Origin of the sequence: Hyphomicrobium denitrificans ATCC 51888 (assembly GCF_000143145.1) — a bacterium.
In the GTDB taxonomy this organism is placed as follows: Bacteria; Pseudomonadota; Alphaproteobacteria; order Rhizobiales; family Hyphomicrobiaceae; genus Hyphomicrobium_B; species Hyphomicrobium_B denitrificans.
Genome location: NC_014313.1, coordinates 1734720 through 1759827 on the forward strand (window position 1 = coordinate 1734720; position 25108 = coordinate 1759827).

A 25108-nucleotide genomic window follows, 5' to 3' on the forward strand; every position below is an offset into this window, starting at 1 on the left:
GATGCGTGAAGTGCGGACACCGCACTGGGGTTGCGGAAGGTCACGCGGGGGATCCTGGCGCTTTACGGCAGCCGGGTTCGCTCGTGCGCTTTCGTGCGTCCTCGGCGCGGCGCTCTTCACGATCCATTTTGGCGGTTCAGCCGAAGCTGCTTCGAAGCAGCCCTCGACGTTCGGCAAGGCAAGCATCTTCGGCAAGGTCAACACGCAGGTCGACAAGACTCAGCCGATGCGCCTGCAGGGCGACCAGCTGATCTACGACAAGGCCGGAAATCGCGTCATCGCGCGCGGCAACGTCGAAATCTATTACAACGACAACATCCTGACCGCCGACGAAGTGGTCTACGATCAGGGTGGCGGAACGCTGACCGCCGTCGGTAACGTTACCCTCAAGGAGCCGCAGGGCAACGTCATCCGCGCCGACCGCTATACGCTGACGGACGACTTCCGCGACGGCTTCGTGCAGTCGCTGTCTGTCGTTTCGCAGGACCAGTCGACGATCACCGCCGACCGCGCCGTGCGCCGGGGCGGCAACGTCAACGAATTCGAGAACGGCCGCTTCACGCCTTGCAAAAGCGATGGCGGAACGCCGCCGCTCTGGTGTCTCAGCGCCGCGCGCATCATCCACGATGCCGACGCCGCGACGATCACCTATCAAGACGCCTACTTCGAGATCTACGGGCAGCCGGTTTTCTATCTGCCCTACTTCCAGTCGCCCGATCCGTCGGTGAAGCGTAAGTCCGGCTTCCTGACACCGCAGTACGGCCATTCATCGACGCTCGGCTATATCACCGGCATTCCCTACTACTGGGCGATCGCTCCGAACTACGACCTGACGCTCACGCCGACCTACCTCAGCGATCAAGGGTTGCTGATGCAGGCGGAGTGGCGCCACCGTCTCGCGAACGGACAGTACAATGTGAAACTGGCCGGCATCGATCAGAACTATCGCGACCTTCCGCCTGACGGATCGCCCGACAACATCGGCCTCAAGAGCTATGACGGCTTGCGCGGGAGCGTCGAGACGCACGGCGTCTTCGCACTTTCGAGCTGGTGGAAGTTCGGCTGGGACGTGACGGCGGAAACGGACGATCAGTTCCGCCGCTTCTATAAGCTCGACAGCGTTCTCGTCACCGACCGTGTCAATCAGGTCTACCTGACAGGTCAGTCCGACCGGAACTACTTCAACGCGACGCTCTATCAGTTCCAGGGGCTGCTCAGCACCGACACGCCGCAGACCGAAGGTTATACGCACCCGATCATCAACTATAATTACGTCTTCGCCGATCCGGTGCTTGGCGGCGAGCTCAAATGGAACACGAATGTTCTGAGCTTTACGCGCGAGGATGGCTCGCCCATCGATCCGATCACGGGGCGGGTCGAAAACGAAAACATGCAGCGCGTCGTCACCGAATTCAAATGGCGCCGCCGCCTGACGGACTCGATCGGCATCAGCTACACGCCGTTCGCCGACGTGCGTGGCGACGTCTATTCATTCGATAATGCAGTGGATCCGACGACGGTCGTGCAACAAGGTGTGCTGCCGGACGGCGATCCTCGCTATGTCGGTGACGTTCGCAACGACACCGTTGCCCGTGGTGTTGTCGACGGCGGCATGACGGTGTCCTATCCGTGGGTCGCGAACACGGCGAGCGCCAGCCACGTCATCGAGCCGATCGGCCAGATCGTCGCCCACCAGGAAAGCATTCCGCAGCGCCGGATGCCCAACGAGGATGCGCAGAGCCTCGTGTTCGACGACACGAACCTGTTCGCGACGTCGAAGTTTTCGGGCTATGATCGGATCGAGACGGGAACGCGCGCCAACGTCGGCCTGCAGTACACGTTCCAGTCACGCGATGGCGGCTATGCGCGCTTCCTCGCGGGCGAAAGCTACCATCTCTCCGGCGACAACATTTATCTGAACCCGGGACGCGACGCTGACGGCAATTACATCTATACGCCGGTCAGCGGTCTCCAAACGTCGCGCTCGGATTACGTGCTTGGCGTGTATCTGGCACCGATCGACGAATTCAGGATCATTTCGCAGAGCCGCTTCGACCAGGAGACGATGCAGCTCCGGCGCGAAGACGCGGCCATGGTTTTCAACTTCGGCCCGCTGTCGACGCAGATCGGATACAGCTACAGCAGCGATGCGATCTTGGTTGATCCCACCGATCCAGATCCGGTCCAGCAGGAACTTCTCGCGTCGGCGACTCTCCGCCTCACGGATCGCTGGAGCATCGGCGGCATGACGCGTTACGACGTCGATAAGAAAGAACTGCGCTACGACAGCGTGCAGATCAAATATGCCGATGAGTGCTTCGCGCTCACGGCGTCCTATATCGAATCCAACTACTCCGAGCAAACCATTGAGGCCGACCGCACGTTCATGTTGCGCTTCGAGCTGAAGCATCTTGGCGATTTTGCCGCCAAGACTGACGCTCTGGACTTTAACCTTGGCGGCGACGAGCGCGTGAACTGACGCTCGCTTCGCCGCTCAGGCGAATGGGCCGGATTTTGGCCACTCTTGATGTGGATAAGCGCCAAAGGCTCAGCGCGGCTGCAGTATCCTGCTGGCTTGAGCGATTCGACAGTGGACCTCCTGGGGATGCCGTTTTTATACGATAAGCGTTTGCCTTCGATTATCCGGCCGGCAGGGATCGCGGTCGCCGCGGGGCTGTTTCTGACGTTCGGCGCCATCGCCGCTCTGGCGCAGGGCGGCACCGTTGCCGTAACGGGCGACGGAACCGGTGGTCTGCTCGGACCGCCCACGGTCGGCAATACAGATGCCGCCGGCGACAAGGCAACTGACAAGAAGGGCCGCAAGAAGTCGGCTCCGGCAGCGAAGGGTAAAGGCTCCGAGACCGCGAGCCGCGAGCCGGTTTCATCCGATCCGGTCGGCGGCGAGAACGTGATCGAGGTCCTCGTCAACGACGAGCCGGTTACGGGTTTCGAAGTCGACCGTCGCGCGATGCTGCTCAGCGGCTCCGGCGTGCAGGCTCAAGCCAAGGCCAACTTCGAAGCCATCATCAAAAATCCGAAGACGACGGAACGTCTGAAGGCGCTCCTCAATCAGGTCGTGCAAGCCAACCAGGGCAAGTCGCGCGAAGAGATCATCGCCATCTTCGAAAAGAAGAAAAAAGACTTCGGCATGAATTTGCAACGCGAGGCATTCGAGAGCGCGCGCAAGGCGTCTCTGCCGGCGGTCAAGAAGCAGGCGATCGAGGAACTGATCGACGAGCGGCTGAAGCTGCAGGAAGCGAAGAAGCAGAGCGTCACGATCGAAGACTCCGAAGTCGACCGCGTGATCACCGGCATCGCCGAGCGCAACAAGATGACGCTCGATCAGTTCACCAAGCAGGTCGGCGGCAGCATCGATCCGATGAAGAGCCGTATCCGCGCCGCGCTGTCGTGGAACGAGGTCGTGCGTCGGCGCTTTGGCCCGCTGATCAACGTCAACACCAAGGACGTCGACAAAATGGTGGCGACGGCGGCCGGCTCGGCGCAGGAAGACGTTGAGTTGCAGATCCAGCGCGTACAGATCATGCTGCCGAAAAAGATGGAAGAACACGGCATCGCGCAGCGCATCGAGGAAGCGGAAAAGGTTCGTTCGCGCTTTACCGATTGCAAGTCGACGGCCGCGGCTGCGACCGGCATTCCGGGCGCCAAGTTCGAGAACATCGGCAAAAGGAAATCCTCGACGCTCCCCGAGCCGACCCGTACACTCCTGCTCAACGCAAGCGACGGAGAGATGTTGCCGCCAAGCGTCGGCGACGGCGCCGTCGAGCTTTACGTTGTCTGCGGACGCGACTCCGTCAAATCCGACGCGGATAAGCGCACGCAGGCCGAAGGCGAGTTGAAACAGAAAGAGTTCGAAGTCATGGCGCGCCGCTATCTCAAAGACCTTCGCGAAGACGCTCATATCGAGTACCGCTGACCATGGCCGCTCAGGCGAGCGCGCGTCAGGTTCCTCTCGCAGTCACTCCTCTGGCCGTCACGATGGGTGATCCGGCCGGCATCGGGCCGGAACTCGCCATTGACGCGTGGCGCACCCGCGAAACGAACGCGCTTCCCGCATTTGCTCTCTTTGCTGATCTCAACCTCATGCGCGAGACACGCCGGGCGCTCGGCGTCGACTGTGATGTCGTTGCCGTTCCCCATGCGCGTGCTGCGGCCGACATCTTTGCTCGGGCCTTGCCGGTTGTGGACGTGCCGCTGGTCCGCGCCGCGCAACCCGGCGTTCCTGACTCCCAGAATGGCCCGGCCGTCATTCTTGCGATCCGTCGCGCCGTCGAAGCGGTTGCGGCGGAACAGGCCTCAGCCGTCGTCACCAATCCAATCGCGAAGTCGGTACTCTACGACGCCGGCTTTCAATTCGCGGGGCACACGGAATATCTCGGCGCGCTCGCAAGCGAGCTCTGGCCCGCGCAGCCCGCCGAGCCGGTCATGATGCTCGCGTCGCCCGAACTCCGTGTCGTGCCCGTGACGATCCACGTGCCGCTCAAATCCGTGCCATCGCTGCTGACCTCCGAGAAAATCATCGAGACCGCGCGCATCGTTGCGGCGGCGCTGAAACAGGATTTCGGAATTGCCGAGCCTCGTCTCGTCGTGACCGGGCTCAATCCGCACGCAGGCGAAGACGGCGCGCTCGGCAGCGAGGATCGCGATATCATCGCGCCCGCCATCGCGGCGCTGCGATCGGACGGCATCGATGCGACCGGTCCGCATTCCGCCGACACGCTGTTCCATGCCGCCGCGCGCGAAACGTATGATGCCGCGATCGCGATGTATCACGATCAGGCGCTAATCCCGATCAAGACGCTGGCGTTCGATTCCGGCGTCAATGCCACGCTCGGGCTGCCGTTCGTCAGGACGTCGCCGGATCACGGGACGGCGTTCGGCATCGCGGGCAAGGGTACGGCGTCAGCGGCCAGCCTGATCGCAGCGATCAAACTCGCGGCCGAGATGAGCACGCGTCGCGCGCGCACGGTCGTGACATGAGTGCCATGACGACTGCCGATGGACTTCCACCTCTTCGAGACGTGATCGAGCGGCACGGGCTTGCAGCGAAGAAATCGCTCGGACAGAATTTTCTTCTCGACCTCAATCTGACGCGCAAGATCGCGCGCGCGGCGGGCGACATCAGCAAGAGCACGGTCGTCGAAATCGGTCCCGGTCCCGGCGGCCTGACGCGCGCGCTGCTGATCGAAGGCGCGAAGAACGTCATTGCGATCGAACGCGACGACCGGTGCCTGGCAGCACTCGATGAGATCGTGGCGCGATATCCCGGCCGACTCAGAGTTCATGCGGGCGATGCGCTGAAAACCGATTGGACGGAACTCATCGCGGGCGCGCATCCGGTCACGATCGCAGCCAACCTGCCGTACAATATTGCGTCGGTGCTTCTGGTCGATTGGCTGGAGACGGAGCCGTGGCCGCCGTGGTTCGACCGCATGGTGCTGATGTTTCAGCGCGAAGTCGCCGAGCGCATCATCGCCGCGCCGCGCACGAAAGCCTACGGCCGGCTTTCCGTGCTCGCGCAGTACCGGACCGAGGCGCGGATCGCCATCAATCTCCCGCCGGAAGCGTTCACGCCGCCACCGAAAGTTTCGTCCGCCGTTGTCGATTTTCGCCCCATCGCAGAGCCTGAACCGCGCTGCCGCGTCTCGACGCTCGCGCGCGTCACGGCAGCTGCATTCGGCCAACGCCGGAAGATGTTGCGGTCGAGTTTGAAGCAACTCACGCCGATGGCGGAGCTTCTTTTGCGCGAGGGCGGGATCGCGCCGGAGCGACGCGCGGAAGATCTTTCGGTCGAGGAGTTCGCGCGCCTCGCCGCGATCTTCGATCGTGGCGAGTGGGAGCGAACCTAGAGCACCGCCTGCATGTCGCGCACGAAGTCGGACAATCCGAGAAGCCGGTCGCGCTTCAGCCGTTCCGCGACCAGGATGGATTGCACGGCAGCCGCGCTTTTCTCGATCTCGGTGTTGACGATCACGTAGTCGTATTCGGCCCAATGGCTGATTTCGGCGGACGCGGCGGCCATGCGCCGGGCAACGATTTCGGCCGTGTCCTGCGCGCGCGATTTCAACCGATCCTCAAGCACATTGCCAGACGGCGGCAGCACGAACACGAGGACGACGTCGCCCTTCAGCTTTTCCGAAAGCTGCTGCGCGCCTTGCCAATCGATGTCGAACAGCACGTCCTTGCCGGCGGCGATCGCGGCTTCGACCGGCTGGCGCGGCGTACCGTAGTAATTGTCGAAAACGCGCGCCCATTCGAGAAGCTCGCCGCGCGACTTCATCGTCTCGAACCGATCGCGATCGACGAAGTGATAGTCGACGCCGTCCTGCTCGCCGGGGCGCGGCGCGCGTGTCGTGACCGACACCGACATCTCGATGCCGCTGTCGGCGGCAAGCAGCCGGCGGGCGAGAGTCGTTTTCCCAGCGCCTGAGGGCGACGAAATAATGAAGAGCAGACCACGTCGTGCGATGTGGGGTTCGGTTGCCGCGACGCTCATTGGATGTTGTGAATCCCTGCTCTCATTCTATTCGACGTTTTGGACTTGTTCGCGAAACTGGTCGATGACCGTCTTGAGCTGCAAGCCGAGCCGGGTGATGTCGACGGCGTTCGCCTTCGAGCACAGCGTATTGGCTTCGCGATTGAATTCCTGCGCGAGGAAATCGAGCTTACGCCCAACCGAGCCGCGCTCGGCGAGAATATCGCGCGCAGCGGCGACGTGGGCCGACAATCGTTGCAGCTCTTCTTCGACGTCGGCACGCGTCGCGATCAGCACGGCCTCCTGGTGCAGGCGCTGATCGTCGAGCGCAGCCGTCGTATCGACGAGACGCGCAATCGCATCTTTCAAACGGGTCATGACCGCCTCCGGTGCGCGCGACGGAGATGCCCGCACGGTCGCCGCCAGCTGCTCGATCTGCGAGATCTGATCGTGAATGACGCCGCCCAGGCGCGCACCTTCCGCGCGGCGGGCTTCGCCAAGCTTATCGAGCGCGGCTTCGAGACTTTGCAGAATTGTCTTTTCGCGGGTCGCGCGGGCGGCGGCGTCTTCGGTCGCCTGATCGGACGTCTCGAGCACGCCCTTGATCATCAGAAGCTGCGCGGCATCGGGCTTCGTTGCGCCGCTCAACGTCGAGACGCGATCTGCGGCCTTGATGACGTCGGCGAGCACCTGCTCGTTCAAGCGGATGGCACCGTTCGTCTGCTGCTTCTCGATCGACAACGACAGGGAAATGCTGCCGCGCGCGAAACGCTTGGCGACGGCTTCACGCGCCGGGATTTCGAGCGCCTCGTAACCCGGAGGCAGGCGCAGGCGTACGTCGAGCCCGCGACCGTTGACGCTGCGCGCTTCCCAGATCCAGCTCAAACCATCGGTCGAGCCGTCGGCGCGTGCAAAACCGGTCATGCTGGAGATTGTCATCGCGGAAGGTCTCGCCTGGCTTTTATGCGGCGCGCAACTTAACGGGTCGGGCCGAATACGCCAACCCGATCCAGCGAGAGCCTGCCTGTTTCTTGGTTACTGCTTCTTCGGCTTTTTGACCGGGAGCGGAACGTCGGCCGAGTCTGTGGCTCCCGAAGCCTGATCCGACGCTGCAGCGCCGTCACCGCTTCCTGCCGCCGCGCCGCCGGCCGGCCCCTGATTTTGCGCTGCCTTGGCGTTCTTGCGGGCCTGCTGGAGCGTCTTGCCCTTGCGCGCCTGATCCTTGGCGGCCGCGTCGGGCTTGGCCTGCGGGATGGGCGCGCTGTTGTCGTCCGGCTTGCTGTCCGTGCCGTCCGCCTGCTTGGCGCGCTGCTTCTCGACTTCACGCCATTTCTGGACCGCCGTGTTGTGGTCTTTCAGATTTTCAGAGAATGCGTGTCCGCCGGTGCCGTCGGCGACGAAGTAGAGGTCCGACGTCTGGGCAGGATGCAGTGCAGCCTGCATCGCCGACTTGCCGGGATTGCAGATTGGTCCCGGTGGCAAACCGCTGATCTGATAAGTGTTGTATGGCGACTTCGTCTCGATATCGAACTTGGTGATGCCTCGACCCAGCGCACCCTGCCCGCCGACGATGCCGTAGACGATCGTCGGATCGGATTGCAGCCGCATGCCCTTTCTCAGGCGATTGTAGAAAACGGCGGCGACGCGATCGCGTTCATCCGCGCGCCCGGTTTCCTTTTCGACGATCGAGGCGAACGTCACCAAGTCCTCGGCACTCTTGATCGGCAAGCTCGGATCGCGGCTCTCCCAGAGCGCACTGAGCGCCTTTCCCATCTCGGCCTGCATGCGCTCCAGAAGTTCCTGCCGCGGCGTGCCTTTCGAGAAATAGTAGGTGTCCGGCAGGAGCGATCCTTCCGGCGGAACGTGCGTGACTTCACCGCTGAGGCTCGGCTCGGCTTTCAGCCGTTCGACGATCTGCTCGCTCGTCAGGCCTTCGGGCAGCGTCGCCTTGTAGAGGATCGACTTGCCTTCGGAGAGCGTGTCGATCACTTCGCGGATCGACGCGTGCTCCTTGATTTCATACTCGCCGGCTTTGAGTTCGCCGTTCTTTCGCTGGCCGAAGAAGTTCTGCATCAGGTGGCCGCCGACGAACGTCCAGCGATTGGAAATGATGCCGTCCTTCTCGAGCCGTTCCGCGATGGCGATGCGCCCCTCGCCTTTCGGAATGACGACGACGCGCGGCGCATCGAGAGGGCCGGGGCTTTCATACTGGTTGTAGATAGTGAACGACATGCCGCCGACGAGCAGCATGCCAATCAGCGAAACCGTGAGCACGCCGCTGATGATGCGCACGATTGTCGACACCACGCGTGACGGCTCGCGCGCGTCGAGGCCGCGCGGCCGGCGGGGCGCACGGCCGGGTTCGAGGCGTTCAGCTGGGCTTCGTGCTCCGGCGGTGCGGGCGGTCTTGTTCCCGTCCGGGCGGCGTCTTTGCTGACTCATGATACTCAGAGCATTGTCCCTTGAAGAAGCGGCAGCGAGCGATTGAGAATAGCTCAATCACACACACTTCATCAGCCCCGCCCCTCGATCGGACGCTCAACGGAAATTGTGGCAAAACGGCGAAGCCGGCCGGTGTTTAAGCTGCTCTTCGCAGCACCAGGCAGGCATTGGTGCCGCCAAAGCCGAACGAGTTCGACAGCGCGATATTGATGTCACGCTTTTTGGGCGCGTGTGGCACCAGATCGATCGCGGTTTCGACGGACGGCGTATCGAGGTTGAGCGTCGGCGGCGCAATGTTATCCCGGATCGCGAGGGTCGAGAAAATCGCCTCGACCGCACCAGCGGCGCCGAGGAGATGGCCGATCGCCGACTTCGTCGACGACATCGCGAGCTTGCCCGCCGTGTTGCCGAACAGGCGTTCAACGGCCTTTAGCTCGATCTCGTCGCCCATCGGCGTCGAGGTGCCGTGCGCGTTGACGTAGTCGATCTCGCTCGGCGAAACACCAGCGCGGTTGAGCGCCATCTTCATGCAGCGGTAGGCGCCGTCGCCATCTTCAGCAGGCGCGGTGATGTGGAAGGCGTCGGCCGACATACCGTAGCCGATCACCTCGGCGTAGATCGTCGCGCCGCGCGCCTTGGCATGCTCGTAGCTTTCGAGAACGACGATGCCGGCGCCCTCGCCCATCACGAACCCGTCGCGATCCTTGTCGTAGGGGCGCGAAGCTTTCGTCGGCGTATCGTTGAAGCCCGTCGACAGCGCGCGGCAGGCGGCGAAGCCCGCCATCGCGATGCGGCATATCGGGCTTTCGGAACCACCCGCCACCATCACGTCAGCGTCGTCGAGCGCGATGATGCGCGCCGCGTCGCCGATCGCGTGCGTACCGGTGGCGCACGCCGTGACGACGGCGTTGTTCGGCCCGCGCAGGTTATGCATGATCGAGACGTAGCCGCCCGCGAGATTGATCAGCCGCCCCGGAATGAAGAACGGCGAGACGCGGCGCGGACCTTTTTCCTTGAGCAGGATCGACGTGTCGGCAATGCCCGACAATCCGCCGATACCGGAACCAATCAGAACACCGGCGCGCTCCTGCGCTTCGGCAGTCTCGAATTTCAGGCCGGAATCGCGAATGGCCTGCGCGGCCGCAGCGACCGCATAGATGATGAAGTCGTCGACCTTGCGCTGCTCTTTCGGCTCCATCCAATCGTCGGGATTGAACTTGCCTTCCGCAGTCGCGCCGCGCGGAATGAAATTCGCGATCTGGCAGGTGATGTCGGAGACTTCGAACTCTTCGACGCGGCGGGCGCCGCTCTGCCCCGCGAGCAGATTTTTCCAGGCTGCCTCAACACCGCAGCCAACGGGGGAGACGATACCCATTCCTGTGATGACAACTCGGCGCATGGCTTCTTCTTGCTTGGCTGTTGGAAATGAAGGTCGATCGCAATCAGCATGTGAAGGGGGCCGGTCATCCCAGCCCCCTTCAAATCCAATCCGATGGGCGCGAGTGCCCGCGCCTCAATTCTGCGGATGAACGAGGACGCTCAGGCCGCGCTGGCGTTCTTTTCCAGAAACTTCACAGCATCGCCGACAGTGAGGATGTGCTCAGCGGCATCATCCGGAATTTCGCATCCGAATTCTTCTTCGAACGCCATCACGAGCTCAACCGTATCCAAGCTATCCGCGCCAAGGTCGTCGATGAAGCTGGCGTTGTCCGTGACCTTATCGGCCTCGACGCCAAGATGCTCTACGACAATTTTCTTCACGCGCTCTGCAACATCGCTCATCGTCAATCCTCGTGTCTTTCTATTATTCGGCGAGCCTCAATGGCCCGCTCCGTTCGCTCTGCAGAACCCGCTGGAAACCGCATGCCTATTTTCAACTTTAAGGGAAATTCAGCCTGCTCGGATAGGGGCTCGCGTCCGTTTTCAGAAGTCTTTTCTTTGGTCCCCGTAGCGTGAGTCTTACCCCGGAGTACCGTATTCGCGTAACGCTACGCTGGTTTGTCCCCAGCTTCACGCCGTCCCGAAGGCGCGCTTTTCGCGCCTCAAAACCGTGGTGTCGTTAACACGTTTACGTGGCCTTGCAAAGCACACGGTGACGCAGCTCAACACGCTCGTACAGCACACGGGCAAAACCTAGGAAATTGAAGCTTTGCGGCCGTTTACCATCGTTTTCGGAGACGGTCAGACCATCGCCATGCCGCCGTTGATGTGTAGCGTTTGACCGGTCATGTACCCACCTTCGTTGGAGGCGAGATACAGGCAGCCGGCAGCGATATCCAGCGGCTCGCCGAAACGTTGCGACGGAATGATCTGCGCGATGTCGCCCTTCTGCTTGTCCGTCAAGACATCGGTCATCGCCGTCTTGATGAAGCCCGGCGCGACGCAGTTCGCGGTGATGCCGCGCGAGGCGACTTCGCGTGCGAGCGATTTGGTCATGCCGATCATACCGGCCTTTGACGCGGCGTAGTTGCCCTGTCCTGGATTGCCGAACACTCCCGACACGGAGGCGATATTGATGATGCGGCCATAACCCGTCTTGGAGCGCATCATGTGACGGGAGGCGGCGCGGCACAGCATGAACGTCGACGTCAGGTTGACGGCGATGACGTCGTCCCATTGATCGTCCTTCATCACCATGAAGAGGTTATCTTTCGTCAAGCCGGCGTTGTTGACGAGAATGTCGAGACGACCGCCGAGAACCTTCACGGCTTCGTCGATCAGCTTCGCGACGCTCGGGCGATCGGCAAGATCGCAAGGGAGAACATGGACGCGGTCGCCGAGTTCCTTGGCGAGTTCTTCCAGCGCTTCGACTTTGCGGCCCGAGATGGCGACCGTTGCGCCGGCCTTGTGATAGACGCGCGCGATTTCGGCACCGATGCCGCCGGTGGCGCCTGTGACGAGCGCCGTTTTACCAGTCAGATCGAACATGAGGTCTCCTTCAAGCATTGAGTGCGGCGAGCGCCGCGTCGATGTCGGCCGGTGCGCCGAGGCTCACGGCGCTGGCCGAAGCCGCGGTCCGCTTCACGAGACCGGCAAGGACTTTGCCGGCGCCGATTTCGTAGAATTCCGTCACGCCATCGGCGGCCATCGCGGCAACGCATTCGCGCCAGCGCACAGTTCCGGTCACCTGCTCGACAAGACGCTTCCTGATCTCGTCGGGATCGGAAATCGGCGCGGCGAGGACGTTGGCGACAACAGGAACGACGGGCTTGTTGACCGTCACCGTCGCGAGAGCTTCCGCCATCGCGTCGGCGGCGGGCTGCATCAGCGCACAATGGAAGGGTGCAGAGACAGGAAGCGGCACGGCGCGGCGGACGCCGTATTTTTTGCCGATCTCGGCGACGCGATCGATTGCGGTCTTGTGACCGGAGAGGACAATCTGTGTCGGATCGTTGTCGTTCGCGACCTGGCAGACATCGCCCTGCGCAGCTTCAGCGGCGACTTTCTCGGCGGCTTCCGCTCCAACGCCGAGCAGCGCGGCCATCGCGCCGACGCCGACGGGAACCGCTTTCTGCATTGCCTGACCGCGAAGTTTCAAAAGCCGCGCGGCGTCGGCAAGCGAGAAGGCTCCGGCGGCTGCGAGCGCGGAATATTCGCCGAGCGAATGTCCGGCGACGAACTTGACCTTGTCGGCGAGCGAGAAGCCCTTCTCTTTTTCGAGCACGCGCATGACGGCCATCGACACCGCCATGAGAGCCGGTTGGGCGTTCTCGGTCAGCGTCAGAGTTTCCTTGGGACCTTCCCAGATGATGGCCGAGAGCTTCTGGCCCAGCGCGTCGTCGACCTCGTCGAAAACGGCCTTGGCCGAGGGAAAGGCTTCAGCAAGGGCCTTGCCCATACCGACGTCCTGGCTGCCCTGTCCGGGAAAGACGAATGCGCGTGCCATCGTGGAGAGGGTGCTCCTTGGACTGAAGGATGAAATCTCTGCGAGAACGCAGATATTGGGCGGCCTTAGTCCACGCCGATCGCGCACGTGTCAAGAGCGGCAGGTAACAGCCCGCCGACGCCGCGCGGGTGAAGCGCAGGCTTATGCGCTGGTCTTCCGCTCGCGCAAAAGATCGTTGATATCCAATGCCTTGGTGAACATGGCAATCGCGCCGGACGCGTCGCGCGGCCAATCCGCCGCGGGCCTATCCCAGTAGAGCTCGACGCCGTTGCCGTCCGGATCATCGAGATACAGCGCTTCGCTGACGCCATGATCGCTGGCGCCGGTCAGCCGAATGCCCGCCTGCATGAGCCGGCGCAGCGCATCCGCCAGCGCCGCGCGCGTCGGGTAGAGCACGGCGAGATGGTAGAGGCCCGTCGTGCCCGGAGGCGGCGGCGTCCCTCCCCGGCTCTCCCAGGTGTTGAGGCCGATGTGATGGTGATAGCCGCCCGCCGATATGAAAGCCGCCTGATTGCCGTAGCGCTGCGTCAGCTCAAAGCCGAGGACTCCGCAATAGAAGCCCAGCGCGCGGTCGAGATCGGCGACCTTGAGATGCACGTGCCCAATGCGGACGCCGGGATCAATCGGCGTTGCCGTGCTTGTTGTCTCGCCGCGCGCCTCGTCCATCGGTCTGCCTCGTATGCCATGAGCGGATGGGAATTGAGATGGGCCGCTGGTGTCGTCCAGGCAAGCTCCAAGACGATCCGCCTTCGTTTTAACGAAACCCATATGCTAAGTTCGAGTGCCGCGCGGGTGGGCTGCGGAAAGGCCGTAGGCCTTTCGTCAGCAGGAGTTTTACCTAGCGGTCTCGGGTGATGAGCCTGATCCAAAAGCAAACTGTCGCTTCCGGCGCCCGCCGCAAGGCAGTCGCCGCGCCGCCCTGCGAGCAGACCTTCGGGGATTGCTCCCGTGACGTGGCCACGGCGCCGGAAGCGCTCCTACCAAGGTCACGGGTCACCGATGCAGCAGGAATCCGATCTCATCATGTCTCTGCCGCTGATCATGGCGCTCATCGTTGCGATCGCCATGGCCATTTACCTGTTCAAATTCGTTGCAAGTTCTGGAACGGTCGTGTCGGAAGGTCTGCGTGGCGTCGTCTACAAGGACGGCAAGTTCGACCGCGAAGTCGGGCCTGGACGGCATTGGATTTCGCCGCGTTCGACGCTCCGGACGATCAACGTCAACGAGACGGCGATCACTGTCGCAAGCCAGGAGGTGCTGAGCCAGGATCGCCTGGCGCTGCGCATGAGCGCAGTCGCCGTCGTCCGGGTGACGGACGCGCGTAAAGCGCTCGAAACCAGTTCCGAGGGCTATTACACCGCCATTTATCGTACGCTGCAGCTGGCGTTGCGCGATATCGCAGCGGCGGCGACGCTCGAGGAGCTTCTCGACCAGCGCGGCAAGCTGGATGAGCAATTGTTCGCGCTCGCGAAGGCGGGATGCGAGCAGCAGGGGTGCGATCTGATCCGCGCCGACGTGCGTGATCTGATGATGCCCGCGGAGATCCGGCGCATCGCGACGGATGCCGCACGCGCCAAACTCGAAGCGGCTGCGAGCCTCGAACGCGCTCGCGGCGAGCAGGCCGCGTTGCGTGCCCTGAACAATGCGGCACGTCTCCTGAAGGGCAATCCGGAATTGATGAACCTGCGCGTTCTGCAGGCGCTGTCAGGCGCAAACGGAAAATCGGCGCCGACCCTGGTTCTCTCGGGCGGCGCCGGTATTCTTCCCGTGCAAGCGACGCCAGCGGAAGACGCCACCAGCGAAGAAAGCTGAGCTTGCCTAGTTCTGCGCGACGCGGCGGGACCTCAGGTCTCGACCGTCTCGACCTCGCAGAGTTCGCCATCGATGAGGTCGAAGAGCACGTCTTCGCCCGAGGCTTCCGCCTGAGCGAGGGCTTCGACGAGATCGTCGTCGATCGGTGCGACTTTGAGGGACGCGGCATCGGCCGTAGAGCCCAACTCCTGCATCGTGGCCTCGCCTTCAGAACGGGCAGCTTCCTCGGTATCCTCGACCGCCCAGATGGTTTCCTCGGTATAAGCTGCGAACTTCATGCCTGTTCTCCCTCGACGCGCCGCCTGAGGCGTTTTGAATTGCCCGTTAGGCCATGATTCCCTGGCAGCGGGGCGACAGGCCGAAGTTGTCGACGAAGAAATTGCGCAGGTGCGGCGACCGAGCCTCAAAGATTGCGCCTGGCCGGGGCCTGGACGCCTTGCCGGATCGGCCAAATCCTGTATAAGCGCGCTTTCCGCTCCGGTTGGAGGCTGATCGGGGGCTCAGGTTGCATTTGCTATCAAATGCTGCCGAGAGGCGTTTCTGACGTCGTCCCCCAGTGTCTTCTCCTGATGGGTACCAGATCGGCCTTTCTCGGGCCTGATTGGGGCTTTGCGCCGGTGGGAAAGCGACCGCGTTCCAAGAACGCGACAACTCGAACCGAAAGGCCATCGTATGCCGCTTTACGAGCATACGTTCCTGGCACGCCAGGACGTGACCCAAGCTCAAGTCGAAGCCCTGATGAAAGAATTTCAGGACGTCGTCGAGGAAGGCCAGGGCAAAGTCACCAAGCAGGAATACTGGGGACTGAAGAACCTCGCTTTCAAGATCAAGAAGAATCGCAAGGCCCACTACGCCTTCTTCAACATCGACGCGCCGCCCGCAGCGGTGACCGAGATGGAACGGCGCATGGGCATCAATTCCGACGTCATTCGCTTTCTGACCATTCGCGTCGAAGAGCACGAGACCGAGCCCAGCGTCCAGATGCGCAAGCAGGACCGCGAAGAGCGCGGTGATCGCGGCTTCGGCGGTGGCGGCCGTGGCGGCCCGCCGCGCGGTGATCGCGGTGGTTTCGGTGGCGGCCGTGAAGGCGGCTCGACGTTCCGTTCGCGCCCGCCGAGAGACGGCGACCGCGGTCCGCGTCCGCCCCGTGATGGAGATGCGCCGCGCGCACCTCGTCCGCCGCGTGATTCCAATCCTGGCTCGGAGGGCTAATCCATGGCTGAAATCGCTTCCAGCGGCGGCGGTGCCCGTCGTCCGTTCCAGCGCCGTCGCAAGACCTGCCCGTTCTCGGGTGAAGGCGCTCCCAAGATCGACTACAAGGACGTGCGCACGCTCGGCCGCTACATTTCCGAACGCGGCAAGATCGTGCCGAGCCGTATCACGGCCGTCTCGGCCAAGAAGCAGCGCGAGCTGGCCCAGGCCATCAAGCGCGCCCGCTTCCTTGGGCTGCTGCCGTACGTAATCAAGTAATCATCGCCCTCTCCCCGTAAAGAACGGGGAGAGGGGAATTTCTCTCCGTTGGGTCGGGACGGGAAACCGGATCCGGCTCTAACCGCTCGAAATGCGGGACAGCAGGCGATGCCGACGAACGTTTTTCTTCTTGCCATTGCAGCGGGTATTGTTTCCGCGGTCGTTTTCGCTTCGGCGACGACTGGAGCGATGGTGCTGCGCGTCGTGCTGTTTCTGCTGACGCCGCTCTCCCTTTATCTCGCAGGTCTTGGACTGGGTGTGATCCCCGGCGCGATCGCCGCCATCACGGCGACGACGACCGTGATGCTGATCACCAATCCGCTGACGGCGGAAATCTATGCGATCAGCACGGCCATCCCGGCTTTCGTCTGCACGCGGTTCACGCTGATGAGCCGCGGACCGGAAGACCAGCGCGAATGGTATCCTATCGGCCGAATCGTCGTGTTCGCGGCGCTGTTCGCAGGACTGTTCGCGATGCTGGCGCTGATCATGATGGGCGGCGACATCGAAACCCTGACGAAGATGCTGCGCGGCGCCGTCCAAGCCTTCGTCAAATCCGAGCTGACGCAAATCCCCGGAGCGCCGGCGATCGGCGAGGCGGAGATCGATCAGATCACGCGTTCGACGCTCTCGACACTGCCCTGGGCGCTGGGCCTTCTGGCCATGGCGACGACATTGCTCAACCTCTGGCTCGCGGGCCGCATCACGCTCGCATCCGGACGCCTGGTGCGTCCCTGGCCGGATCTCGCGCAGTTCAAGATGCCAGCCGGGGCGACACTCGCGCTGTTCGTTGCCATCGGCCTGACCTTCACGGGCGGACTGACCGGCCTGCTCTCGGCCGGTGTCGCGGCGCCGTTCACGCTTGCCTTCGCGCTCGTCGGGCTTGGCCTCGTTCATGTGCTGACGCGCGGCTCGCCGTGGCGCAGCTTCATTCTGAGCTCGCTCTATATCGGCGCGATCCTTGTTCCGCACATCGGATTGCTCCTGGCCCTCGTCGGCCTCGCCGAAACCGTTTTCAACTACCGGAACGCAGGCAAGCCGCCTCCACCGCCAAGCTGAAATTCATCGCATTCAACAAACGCAAAAACCAAAAAGGAGTTCTTTTCATGCAAGTCATTCTGCTTCAACGCATCGGCCGCCTCGGACAGATGGGCGACGTCGTCAACGTCAAGGACGGTTACGCGCGCAACTTCCTGCTGCCGCAGAAAAAGGCGCTGCGCGCAACGGAAGACAACAAGAAGGTGTTCGAAGGCCGCCGCTCGCAGCTCGAAGCCGAAAACCTCGCTCACAAGGCGGAAGCCGAAGCGGTCTCGGCGAAGCTCGAGGGGCAGACCTTCATCATCATCCGCGCCGCCGGCGACACGGGCCAGCTCTACGGCTCGGTCTCGACGCGCGACATCGCAGAAACGATCAGCGCGGGCGGCTTCACCGTCAACCGCAACCAGATCGTTCTCGACAAGCCGATCAAGTCGCTCGGTCTCAACCCGGCGAAGGTTCAGTTGCATCCGGAAGTCGTCAGCACCGTTTCGCTGAACATCGCGCGGTCGCAGGATGAAGCCGACAAGCAGGCGCGCGGCGAAGACGTCGCGGTCGTCAAGGACGAAGCACTCGAACTCGAGACGTTCAATCCGGACGCCGTGTTCGAGGAAGGCCACACGACCGAAGATTCGGAAGACGCCGACAAAGCCTGATCCCTTCGCGATCAGGTTGCACAACCGGCTTGGCTGTTGCTCGATTCGCAACGGCCAAGCCTTTCCGGATCTTTCCGCCTCGTGGTGTTAATAACGGGGACGGATGCAGGAAGCGCCACCGCGGGTGGCGAGGCGGGAAACGGAATCTGCTAGCGTCCCGCGCATGGCAGATCCCGCAGTCCTCGCAACCGAGAAGCTCAAGCAAGCTGGCTCGGCAATTGAACCGCTGACCTTTCGTCAGCCCCCGCATAACCTGGAAGCCGAGCAGGCGCTTTTGGGCGCGATCCTCGTCAATAACGAGGCGCTCGATCGCGTTTCAAGCTTCCTGTCTCCCGATCATTTCTTCGATCCGCTGCATGGGCGCATCTACGAGACGCTCGCGGCGCTGATCCATGCCGGCAAGACCGCGACGCCGATCACGGTCAAGACGTTCTTCGAAAACGTCGAGCCGATCGATGCGACGATGACGGTGCCGCAATATCTCGGCCGTCTCGCCGCCAACGCGACGACGATCATCAACGCCGCCGAGTACGGCCGCACGATCTACGACCTCGCAACGCGCCGTTCGCTGATCCTGATCGGCGAGGACATGGTCAACACGGCATACGATGCCGCCGTCGACAACGCGCCGCGCGCGCAAATCGAAGAAGCCGAAGGGCGTCTCTACTCGCTCGCGGAGCAGAACAAGTACGGCAAGGGTTTCGAGACCTTCAAGTCGGCGCTGACGACCGCGATCGAGATGGCGAACAGCGCCTTCCAGCGCTCGGGGCATCTTTCCGGCGCGTCGACGGGGCTTTCGGATCTCGACAACAAGCTCGGCGGTCTGCAGCGTTCGGACCTCATCATTCTCGCAGGCCGTCCGTCGATGGGCAAAACGGCGCTCGCGACGAACATCGCCTACAACGTCGCCAAGGCTCATCGCGCCGGACAGCGTTCGGACGGGACGGCGGAAACGCTCGACGGCGGCATCGTCGGGTTCTTCTCGCTCGAAATGTCGTCGGAGCAGCTCGCGACGCGTATTCTTGCAGAGCAGGCGGAAATCAGTTCGGAGAAAATCCGGCGCGGCATGATCAACGAGGAAGAATTCCGCAAGCTCGCCGACGTCGCCAACGAGATGTCGCGCATTCCGCTTTACATCGACCAGACGGGCGGCATCACGATCGCGCAGCTTTCGGCGCGGGCACGTAAGCTCAAGCGGCAGCACGGCCTCGACCTGCTCGTCGTCGACTACCTGCAGTTGCTCGCAGGATCGAAAGCGAGCAGCAGCGCCAACCGCGTTCAGGAAATCACGGAAATCACCACGGGCCTCAAGGCGCTCGCCAAGGAACTGGCGGTTCCGATCATCGCCCTGTCGCAGCTTTCGCGTCAGGTGGAACAGCGCGAAGACAAGCGTCCTCAGCTCTCCGACCTTCGTGAATCGGGCTCGATCGAGCAGGACGCCGACGTCGTCATGTTCGTGTTCCGCGAGGAATATTACATCGAGCGCACGAAGCCTGCCGAAGGAACGCCCGAATTTGCCGATTGGATGACGAAGATGAGCGCGGCTTCGGGCAAGGCCGAGGTCATCATCGGCAAGCAACGTCACGGCCCGGTGGGTACGGTCGAATTGTCGTTCGAAGGCCAGTTCACGCGCTTTGGCAATCTGGCGCGGGACTATATGTTGCCCTCGCATTAGGCTCGGGCTGGGAAGGATCGAATGACGGTGAACGCACGCATGTCGGGCTCGCTGGCGGGCGCCACCGGCACGATCACCGTCGATCTCGCGCAGATCGCCGCCAACTGGCGAGCGCTGGCGGCGAAAGTCGCGCCGGCGCAGTGCGCGGCCGTCGTCAAAGCCGACGCCTACGGTCTCGGCGCGGAACGGGTGATCGCGGCGCTCAGCCACGCCGGTTGCACGACGTTCTTCATCGCGACGCCGGAGGAAGCGGAGACAGCGCGAAAGCTTGCGCCCGAGGCTCACATTTTTGCGCTCGATGGATTGGTCGGCGGATGCGCGACGGCCTTCGCAAATCAAGGCGTGACGCCAGTGCTTTCGACGCTTGACGATATTGCAGCCTGGGCGGCCCTGGCTCGGATGCGCGGCGAAACGCTTCCCGCCGCGCTGCACATCGATACGGGCCTCAACCGGCTCGGTCTGCCGGTGCGCGACGTTCGCCGTCTGACCGCTGATCCGAGCGTGTTGTCCGGCCTTCGCCTCGAACTGGTGATGAGCCACCTCGCTTCGGCGGACAATCCGCGCGATCCGAAAAACCGCGATCAGCTGCTGGCGTTCGAAACGCTGACGGCGCTGTTTCCCGGCGTGCCGAGAAGTCTCGCGGCATCGGACGGGCTGATGCTCGGTCCGGCGTATCACTTCAATCTCGTCAGGCCGGGATATGCGATTTATGGCGGACAGGCTTCACAGCTTGCGCCCGCGCCGGTGAAACCTGCGGTGCGCGTCGCGGCGCGCATTCTCGCCGTTGCCGACGTCGCGCCGGGAGAAACCGTCGGATATTCGGCGACATGGCGCGCCAAGCGTCCGAGCCGCATCGCGACCATTGCAGCAGGCTATGCCGATGGCGTGCCTCGGAATTCCAGTGCGCCCGATGGGCGGCCCGGCGGACACGTCCTGATCGACGGACACCTGGCTCCCCTCGTCGGCCGCGTCTCGATGGATCTCATCACGGTCGACGTGACGGACCTTCCCGACGGCGCCGTGAAGCCGCACGATTTCGCGACGCTGATCGGCGAAGGGCTGACGATCGAGGATGCGGGCATCGCGGCGGCAACGATCGGATACGAAATCCTGACGCGTCTCGGGCCGCGCTTCACGCGCCTTTACGTCGAGGACGCTGCCTGATGGCGAAGGCCGCGAAATCGCTTTACGTCTGTCAGGCCTGCGGGGCCACCGCGACGCGCTGGGCGGGGAAATGTTCCGCCTGCGGAGACTGGAACACGCTCGTCGAAGAGACCGACGCGGGCCCGCCTCCCGGCTCCGGCATCACGCGGCAATCGAAAGGCCGCGTTATCAAGCTTGAGACGCTCATCGGATCGGCCGAGGAAGCGCCGCGCTTTTCGACCGGCATCATGGAACTCGACCGCGTGACCGGCGGCGGCGTCGTGCCCGGCTCCGCCATTCTGATCGGCGGCGAGCCCGGCATCGGGAAATCGACATTACTGTTGCAGGTCGCGGCGCATCTCGCGCGGCGCGGCGGGCGTTCGATTTATTTTTCGGGCGAGGAAGCCATCGCGCAGGTCCGGCTGCGCGCCGGAAGGCTGGGGCTCGCGGATGCGCAAGTCGGCCTCGCGTCGGAGACCAATCTCTCGAACATTCTCGCGACGCTCAGCGACGACCGCCCGCCGGACCTCGTCATCATCGATTCCATCCAGACGCTTTGGGCCGACACGCTCGACGCGGCTCCCGGCACCGTCAGCCAGGTTCGCGCGGCGGCGCTGGCTCTGATCCGCTACGCCAAGATGGCGGGAGCCGCCCTGCTCCTCGTCGGGCACGTCACCAAGGATGGTCAGATCGCCGGGCCCAAGGTCATCGAGCACATGGTCGATACCGTGTTGTACTTCGAAGGCGACCGGGGGCTCCCCTATCGCATCCTGCGAGCGGTCAAGAACCGCTTCGGGCCGAGCGACGAAATCGGCGTATTCGAGATGGTGACCGGCGGGCTGAAGGAAGTCGCCAACCCGTCCGAGTTGTTCCTGGGAGACCGCGACAGCCAAAGCCCGGGCGCGGCCGTCTTCGCCGGGATCGAAGGTACGCGCCCCCTACTCGTCGAAATCCAGGCGCTGGTGGCGCCGTCGGGCCTCGGGACGCCCCGCCGTGCCGTCGTCGGCTGGGACAACAATCGGCTGGCCATGCTGCTCGCGGTGCTCGACGCCCGCTGCGGAGTTTCGTTTACCGGTCACGACGTCTACCTGAACGTTGCAGGTGGTCTCAAAATAGCGGAGCCCGCTGCCGATCTCGCAGCCGCGGCGGCTCTGCTGTCGGCCATGACCGGCGTGCCTCTGCCTCACGACGCCGTGTTTTTCGGGGAGGTGTCGCTTTCGGGTGCCGTCCGCGCCGCCGCCATGATGACGCCGCGCCTGAAAGAAGCCTCCAAGCTCGGGTTTTCACAAGCTTTTCTGCCCGAGAGCGGCGAAGTCGATACCGCGGGACTGAAAGTCTCGCTGTCCCGTATCGCACATCTCAAGTCACTTGCAGCGGCGGCGGCGCCATGCAACTGAACGTGCGGGCGAATCTCGGCCCTGGGGGGTGCTGGATCATAGAGGGATTTCGGCCATGGTTGGTCCGTTGACATACTTGGACCTCGCATTGATCGCGGTCGCGTTCATTTCAGGGCTTCTGGCCATGTATCGCGGCTTTGCGCGCGAGCTGCTCTCGATCCTGTCGTGGATCGCAGCCGCCGGTGTCGGGTACTGGATTTTCTCGACCAAAAAAGACATGACCGCGGAAATCGCCGCTCAGACGAGCCTTCCGCCGCAGATCGCCACCGTCGCCGTGGCTCTGGTCGTGGCGCTGATCGTCCTCATTATCGTTCACCTTATTACGGCACGCATTTCGGACGCCATTCTCGATAGCCAGGTCGGCATGGTCGATCGCGTCCTGGGTTTCGTCTTTGGCGTCCTGCGCGGGTTTCTGCTGTTCGTCATCCCCTACATGGCCTACGAGGCGTTCATCTCGCCCGATAAGGAAAAGCAGCATCCGCTCGTCCGCGACGCCTACTTTCGCGACTATGTGAAGTCGACAGGCGAAGCGATCCGTACGGTGCTTCTCGAGATCATTCCCCAGCCGTCGGCCAATCCGCCGCCGCCCACCGAGCAGCCCGGCGGCCAGCAAGGCTTTCTTGACCAAAAAGGGCGTTCCGTCGCGCTGGTCATCGGCGGTAAGCGGTACTATATGACGGTCGCGTGACGCGGCGGGCGTCAAGCCGCCACGGCGCGCTCGTTTGGAACTACCCGGCGTAATCGGACATTGCGGCGGTTCAAACGCGGGAGATGCTCATGGCACAGCAGGGCGGCGTGACTGTCGACGGTTTGACGATCACGCGATACGACGACGACCGGCTGCGCGAAGAGTGCGGGGTCTTCGGCATCTTCGATCATCCCGACGCTGCGGCGATGACCGCGCTGGGCCTACACGCACTCCAGCACCGCGGTCAGGAAGCATCCGGAATATGCTCCTACGACGGCCGCAACTTCCATTCCGAACGTCGCATGGGCCTGGTCGGCGACAGCTTCTCGAAAGCCGACGTCCTCACCCGCCTCAAAGGCCGTATGGCCATCGGACATGATCGCTACTCGACGACCGGCGATCCGCTCATCCGAAACGTCCAGCCACTCTTCGCAGATATCGATACCGGCGGTTTCGCCGTCGCGCATAACGGCAATCTCACGAACGCTCTGACGCTAAGGCGCGAGCTCATCTCGTCCGGCGCCATCTGCCAGTCCACCTCCGACACCGAAGTCATCCTGCATCTGCTGTCGCGCTCCAAGAAGCGCCGCATCGTCGAGCGCTTCATCGACGCGATCCGGCAGATCGAAGGTTCGTATGCGCTCGTCTGCCTGACCAACGACATGATGATCGGCGCGCGCGATCCCATCGGCATTCGTCCGCTCGTCATCGGACGCCTCGGCACGTCCTACGTTCTCGCGTCTGAAACCTGCGCGCTCGATATGGTCGGCGCCGAGTTCCTGCGCGAAGTCGAGAACGGCGAGGTTGTCGTCATCACCGACGAAGGTCTCGAAAGCCATCGCCCCTTCCCGATGCGACCGGCTCGTCCGTGCATCTTCGAGTACATTTATTTCGCCCGTCCGGATTCGATTGTCGGCGGGCAGACCGTTTATGACATCCGCAAGCGCATGGGCGTCGAGCTTGCACGCGAGGCACCGGTCAACGCCGATGTCGTCGTGCCGATCCCCGACTCCGGCGTTCCGGCAGCTATCGGCTTCAGCCAGCAGAGCGATGTGCCATTCGAGCTTGGCATCATCCGCAATCACTACGTCGGCCGTACGTTCATCGAACCGGAACAGCGCATCCGCCAGCTTGGCGTCAAGCTCAAGCATTCCGCCAATTCCGGTGTCATTCGCGGCCAGAGCGTCGTTCTGATCGACGACAGCGTGGTGCGCGGCACGACATCGAAAAAAATCGTCCAGCTCATCCGCGACGCGGGCGCGCGCGAAGTTCACATGCGCATCTCCTCGCCGCCGATCACGCATCCCGATTATTACGGCATCGATACGCCAAGCAAAAAGGACCTGCTGGCCGCGAACATGTCGCTGGAGGAGATGCGGACTTTCATGGGGGCCGACAGTCTCGCCTTCCTGTCCGTTAACGGCATCTATCGCGCCATCGGGCTCGATCAACGCGACGAGCGGGCGCCGCAGTTCACCGACCATTGCTTTACCGGCGATTATCCGACAAACCTCACCGATCACGATGGGGCCATCCCCCGCCAGCTGTCGCTTCTCGCAGAGGTCGGCTGACATCGCATCGCGGCCGAACCCGCAGCCCGAGTATTTTTCATGACGCAAAGCTTCGATGATGCGCCGCTCAAGGGACGCATCGCCCTCGTCACAGGCGCATCGCGCGGCATCGGACGAGCGGTCGCTCTCGGTCTTGCGAAAGCCGGCGCTCATGTCGTCATCACGGCGCGGTCGCTTGGCGCGCTCGAATCCCTCGACGACGATATTCGCGCGGCGGGTGGTGCGGCGACGCTTCTGCAGCTCGATCTCAGCAAGGGCGATCGCGTCGATCAGCTCGGGCCGACGATTTATCAGCGCTGGCAGCATCTCGACATTTTCGTCGCTAACGCCGGAATTCTCGGGCCGCTTTCTCCGCTCGGTCACACGACGGAAGAAGGCTTTCTCGCAACGATCGACATCAACCTCAACGCCAACTGGCGTTTGATCCGCACGCTCGATCCGTTGATGAAGCGCTCCGACGCGGGGCGCGCGATCTTCGTCACGTCGGGAGCTGCGAGCGGCAAATACGCGTATTGGGGGCCTTACGCCGCCTCCAAAGCAGGCCTCGAAGCGCTCGCCAAATCGTGGGCTGCGGAACTCGTGAACACGAATGTGCGCGTCAACCTGATCAATCCCGGTGCGACGCGGACGAACATGCGTGCGAGGGCTTTCCCCGGCGAAGATCCTGCGAGCCTGCCTGCGCCCGAAGAGATCGTGCCGCTGTTTCTCGAACTCGCATCGCCGCACTGCACGCTCAACGGTGATCTCGTGAATTTTCGTGAGTGGCGAAGCTCAGCGCGTCCCGGCGTTCGCTTGGATGGCAACGTCATCGACGCCGACGTTTGAGTCACGCGACGCAGC

The 25108-nt window shown here is 62.9% G+C and carries 24 protein-coding genes; 15 read left to right on the top strand and 9 right to left on the bottom strand.

Annotated elements, in window-relative coordinates:
- The first annotated feature begins 1 nt into the window (after position 1).
- The 4 genes from HDEN_RS08365 (at position 2) to rsmA (ending at position 5867) form a co-directional block, all read left to right on the top strand.
- Positions 2-2479 carry an LPS-assembly protein LptD gene (locus tag HDEN_RS08365; protein ID WP_013215668.1) on the top strand — a complete coding sequence of 826 codons (2478 nt, stop codon included), beginning with the start codon at positions 2-4 and terminating at the stop codon, positions 2477-2479.
- 150 nt (positions 2480-2629) lie between these two features.
- Positions 2630-3934 (top strand): peptidylprolyl isomerase family protein, encoded by a 1305-nt coding sequence (locus tag HDEN_RS08370; RefSeq protein WP_245256762.1) that lies wholly within the window; start codon positions 2630-2632, stop codon positions 3932-3934.
- A 2-nt stretch (positions 3935-3936) separates the two neighbouring features.
- Positions 3937-4998: a 4-hydroxythreonine-4-phosphate dehydrogenase PdxA gene (gene pdxA, locus HDEN_RS08375; protein WP_013215670.1), complete on the top strand. Its 1062-nt coding sequence runs from the start codon at positions 3937-3939 to the stop codon at positions 4996-4998.
- The gene (gene rsmA, locus HDEN_RS08380; RefSeq protein ID WP_013215671.1) at positions 4995-5867 is read left to right on the top strand and encodes a 16S rRNA (adenine(1518)-N(6)/adenine(1519)-N(6))-dimethyltransferase RsmA; all 873 of its coding nucleotides are present in this window, start codon (positions 4995-4997) and stop codon (positions 5865-5867) included. The genes pdxA and rsmA overlap by 4 nt, the downstream gene beginning before the upstream one ends.
- Here rsmA and gmk read toward each other — a convergent pair.
- The 8 genes from gmk to HDEN_RS08420 form a co-directional block, all read right to left on the bottom strand.
- Positions 5864-6514: a guanylate kinase gene (gene gmk, locus HDEN_RS08385; protein ID WP_013215672.1), complete on the bottom strand. Its 651-nt coding sequence runs from the start codon at positions 6512-6514 to the stop codon at positions 5864-5866. The genes rsmA and gmk overlap by 4 nt on opposite strands.
- A 27-nt stretch (positions 6515-6541) precedes the next feature.
- Positions 6542-7432 carry a YicC/YloC family endoribonuclease gene (locus tag HDEN_RS08390; protein WP_013215673.1) on the bottom strand — a complete coding sequence of 297 codons (891 nt, stop codon included), beginning with the start codon at positions 7430-7432 and terminating at the stop codon, positions 6542-6544.
- 96 nt (positions 7433-7528) lie between these two features.
- Entirely contained in the window at positions 7529-8935 is a 1407-nt protein-coding gene (gene mltG, locus HDEN_RS08395; protein WP_013215674.1) for an endolytic transglycosylase MltG, read from the bottom strand.
- 136 nt (positions 8936-9071) lie between these two features.
- Positions 9072-10334, bottom strand: a complete 1263-nt coding sequence (fabF, locus tag HDEN_RS08400; protein ID WP_013215675.1) for a beta-ketoacyl-ACP synthase II — start codon at positions 10332-10334, stop codon at positions 9072-9074.
- A gap of 140 nt (positions 10335-10474) precedes the next feature.
- Positions 10475-10717, bottom strand: a complete 243-nt coding sequence (locus HDEN_RS08405; protein WP_013215676.1) for an acyl carrier protein — start codon at positions 10715-10717, stop codon at positions 10475-10477.
- 399 nt (positions 10718-11116) lie between these two features.
- Positions 11117-11863: a 3-oxoacyl-[acyl-carrier-protein] reductase gene (fabG, locus tag HDEN_RS08410; protein WP_013215677.1), complete on the bottom strand. Its 747-nt coding sequence runs from the start codon at positions 11861-11863 to the stop codon at positions 11117-11119.
- A 10-nt stretch (positions 11864-11873) separates the two neighbouring features.
- The gene (gene fabD, locus HDEN_RS08415) at positions 11874-12821 is read right to left on the bottom strand and encodes an ACP S-malonyltransferase (protein WP_013215678.1); all 948 of its coding nucleotides are present in this window, start codon (positions 12819-12821) and stop codon (positions 11874-11876) included.
- Between the two features lie 141 nt (positions 12822-12962).
- Positions 12963-13487: a VOC family protein gene (locus HDEN_RS08420; protein WP_013215679.1), complete on the bottom strand. Its 525-nt coding sequence runs from the start codon at positions 13485-13487 to the stop codon at positions 12963-12965.
- Between the two features lie 333 nt (positions 13488-13820).
- Here HDEN_RS08420 and HDEN_RS08425 point away from each other — a divergent pair, with 333 nt between their 5' ends.
- A complete protein-coding gene (locus tag HDEN_RS08425) occupies positions 13821-14633 on the top strand; it encodes a slipin family protein (RefSeq protein ID WP_013215680.1) in 813 nt (270 codons plus the stop codon).
- A gap of 32 nt (positions 14634-14665) precedes the next feature.
- Here the strand turns inward: HDEN_RS08425 and HDEN_RS08430 are convergent, their stop codons facing one another.
- Positions 14666-14911 (bottom strand): hypothetical protein, encoded by a 246-nt coding sequence (locus HDEN_RS08430; RefSeq protein ID WP_013215681.1) that lies wholly within the window; start codon positions 14909-14911, stop codon positions 14666-14668.
- Between the two features lie 394 nt (positions 14912-15305).
- Here HDEN_RS08430 and rpsF point away from each other — a divergent pair, with 394 nt between their 5' ends.
- From rpsF to HDEN_RS08480, 10 genes are all read left to right on the top strand, one after another.
- Positions 15306-15845 (top strand): 30S ribosomal protein S6, encoded by a 540-nt coding sequence (gene rpsF, locus HDEN_RS08435; protein WP_013215682.1) that lies wholly within the window; start codon positions 15306-15308, stop codon positions 15843-15845.
- A 3-nt stretch (positions 15846-15848) separates the two neighbouring features.
- Entirely contained in the window at positions 15849-16103 is a 255-nt protein-coding gene (rpsR, locus tag HDEN_RS08440) for a 30S ribosomal protein S18 (RefSeq protein WP_013215683.1), read from the top strand.
- A 108-nt stretch (positions 16104-16211) separates the two neighbouring features.
- On the top strand, positions 16212-17162 hold the full coding sequence (locus HDEN_RS08445) for a DUF2232 domain-containing protein (protein ID WP_013215684.1): 951 nt from the start codon (positions 16212-16214) through the stop codon (positions 17160-17162).
- Positions 17163-17209: 47 nt separating this feature from the next.
- Positions 17210-17794, top strand: coding sequence for a 50S ribosomal protein L9 (gene rplI, locus HDEN_RS08450; protein WP_013215685.1), 585 nt, complete (start codon positions 17210-17212; stop codon positions 17792-17794).
- Positions 17795-17957: 163 nt separating this feature from the next.
- The gene (locus HDEN_RS08455) at positions 17958-19469 is read left to right on the top strand and encodes a replicative DNA helicase (RefSeq protein WP_013215686.1); all 1512 of its coding nucleotides are present in this window, start codon (positions 17958-17960) and stop codon (positions 19467-19469) included.
- Positions 19470-19490: 21 nt separating this feature from the next.
- Positions 19491-20633 (top strand): alanine racemase, encoded by a 1143-nt coding sequence (gene alr / locus HDEN_RS08460; protein ID WP_013215687.1) that lies wholly within the window; start codon positions 19491-19493, stop codon positions 20631-20633.
- A complete protein-coding gene (gene radA, locus HDEN_RS08465) occupies positions 20633-22009 on the top strand; it encodes a DNA repair protein RadA (protein WP_013215688.1) in 1377 nt (458 codons plus the stop codon). The genes alr and radA overlap by 1 nt, the downstream gene beginning before the upstream one ends.
- A 55-nt stretch (positions 22010-22064) precedes the next feature.
- Positions 22065-22697 carry a CvpA family protein gene (locus tag HDEN_RS08470; RefSeq protein ID WP_013215689.1) on the top strand — a complete coding sequence of 211 codons (633 nt, stop codon included), beginning with the start codon at positions 22065-22067 and terminating at the stop codon, positions 22695-22697.
- A gap of 89 nt (positions 22698-22786) precedes the next feature.
- Positions 22787-24268, top strand: coding sequence for an amidophosphoribosyltransferase (gene purF / locus HDEN_RS08475; RefSeq protein WP_013215690.1), 1482 nt, complete (start codon positions 22787-22789; stop codon positions 24266-24268).
- Positions 24269-24307: 39 nt separating this feature from the next.
- Entirely contained in the window at positions 24308-25093 is a 786-nt protein-coding gene (locus HDEN_RS08480; protein WP_013215691.1) for an SDR family NAD(P)-dependent oxidoreductase, read from the top strand.
- Positions 25094-25108: the final 15 nt, after the last annotated feature.

What these genes read in the sequence shown, in the direction of transcription:
- HDEN_RS08365 (WP_013215668.1), top strand. Translation starts at nt 2, where the DNA reads ATGCGTGAAGTGCGGACACCGCACTGGGGTTGCGGAAGGTCACGCGGG.
- pdxA (WP_013215670.1), top strand. Translation starts at nt 3,937, where the DNA reads ATGGCCGCTCAGGCGAGCGCGCGTCAGGTTCCTCTCGCAGTCACTCCT.
- rsmA (WP_013215671.1), top strand. Translation starts at nt 4,995, where the DNA reads ATGAGTGCCATGACGACTGCCGATGGACTTCCACCTCTTCGAGACGTG.
- gmk (WP_013215672.1), bottom strand. Translation starts at nt 6,514, where the DNA reads ATGAGCGTCGCGGCAACCGAACCCCACATCGCACGACGTGGTCTGCTC.
- HDEN_RS08390 (WP_013215673.1), bottom strand. Translation starts at nt 7,432, where the DNA reads ATGACAATCTCCAGCATGACCGGTTTTGCACGCGCCGACGGCTCGACC.
- mltG (WP_013215674.1), bottom strand. Translation starts at nt 8,935, where the DNA reads ATGAGTCAGCAAAGACGCCGCCCGGACGGGAACAAGACCGCCCGCACC.
- fabF (WP_013215675.1), bottom strand. Translation starts at nt 10,334, where the DNA reads ATGCGCCGAGTTGTCATCACAGGAATGGGTATCGTCTCCCCCGTTGGC.
- HDEN_RS08405 (WP_013215676.1), bottom strand. Translation starts at nt 10,717, where the DNA reads ATGAGCGATGTTGCAGAGCGCGTGAAGAAAATTGTCGTAGAGCATCTT.
- fabG (WP_013215677.1), bottom strand. Translation starts at nt 11,863, where the DNA reads ATGTTCGATCTGACTGGTAAAACGGCGCTCGTCACAGGCGCCACCGGC.
- fabD (WP_013215678.1), bottom strand. Translation starts at nt 12,821, where the DNA reads ATGGCACGCGCATTCGTCTTTCCCGGACAGGGCAGCCAGGACGTCGGT.
- HDEN_RS08420 (WP_013215679.1), bottom strand. Translation starts at nt 13,487, where the DNA reads ATGGACGAGGCGCGCGGCGAGACAACAAGCACGGCAACGCCGATTGAT.
- HDEN_RS08425 (WP_013215680.1), top strand. Translation starts at nt 13,821, where the DNA reads ATGCAGCAGGAATCCGATCTCATCATGTCTCTGCCGCTGATCATGGCG.
- HDEN_RS08430 (WP_013215681.1), bottom strand. Translation starts at nt 14,911, where the DNA reads ATGAAGTTCGCAGCTTATACCGAGGAAACCATCTGGGCGGTCGAGGAT.
- rpsF (WP_013215682.1), top strand. Translation starts at nt 15,306, where the DNA reads ATGCCGCTTTACGAGCATACGTTCCTGGCACGCCAGGACGTGACCCAA.
- rpsR (WP_013215683.1), top strand. Translation starts at nt 15,849, where the DNA reads ATGGCTGAAATCGCTTCCAGCGGCGGCGGTGCCCGTCGTCCGTTCCAG.
- HDEN_RS08445 (WP_013215684.1), top strand. Translation starts at nt 16,212, where the DNA reads ATGCCGACGAACGTTTTTCTTCTTGCCATTGCAGCGGGTATTGTTTCC.
- rplI (WP_013215685.1), top strand. Translation starts at nt 17,210, where the DNA reads ATGCAAGTCATTCTGCTTCAACGCATCGGCCGCCTCGGACAGATGGGC.
- HDEN_RS08455 (WP_013215686.1), top strand. Translation starts at nt 17,958, where the DNA reads ATGGCAGATCCCGCAGTCCTCGCAACCGAGAAGCTCAAGCAAGCTGGC.
- alr (WP_013215687.1), top strand. Translation starts at nt 19,491, where the DNA reads ATGACGGTGAACGCACGCATGTCGGGCTCGCTGGCGGGCGCCACCGGC.
- radA (WP_013215688.1), top strand. Translation starts at nt 20,633, where the DNA reads ATGGCGAAGGCCGCGAAATCGCTTTACGTCTGTCAGGCCTGCGGGGCC.
- HDEN_RS08470 (WP_013215689.1), top strand. Translation starts at nt 22,065, where the DNA reads ATGGTTGGTCCGTTGACATACTTGGACCTCGCATTGATCGCGGTCGCG.
- purF (WP_013215690.1), top strand. Translation starts at nt 22,787, where the DNA reads ATGGCACAGCAGGGCGGCGTGACTGTCGACGGTTTGACGATCACGCGA.
- HDEN_RS08480 (WP_013215691.1), top strand. Translation starts at nt 24,308, where the DNA reads ATGACGCAAAGCTTCGATGATGCGCCGCTCAAGGGACGCATCGCCCTC.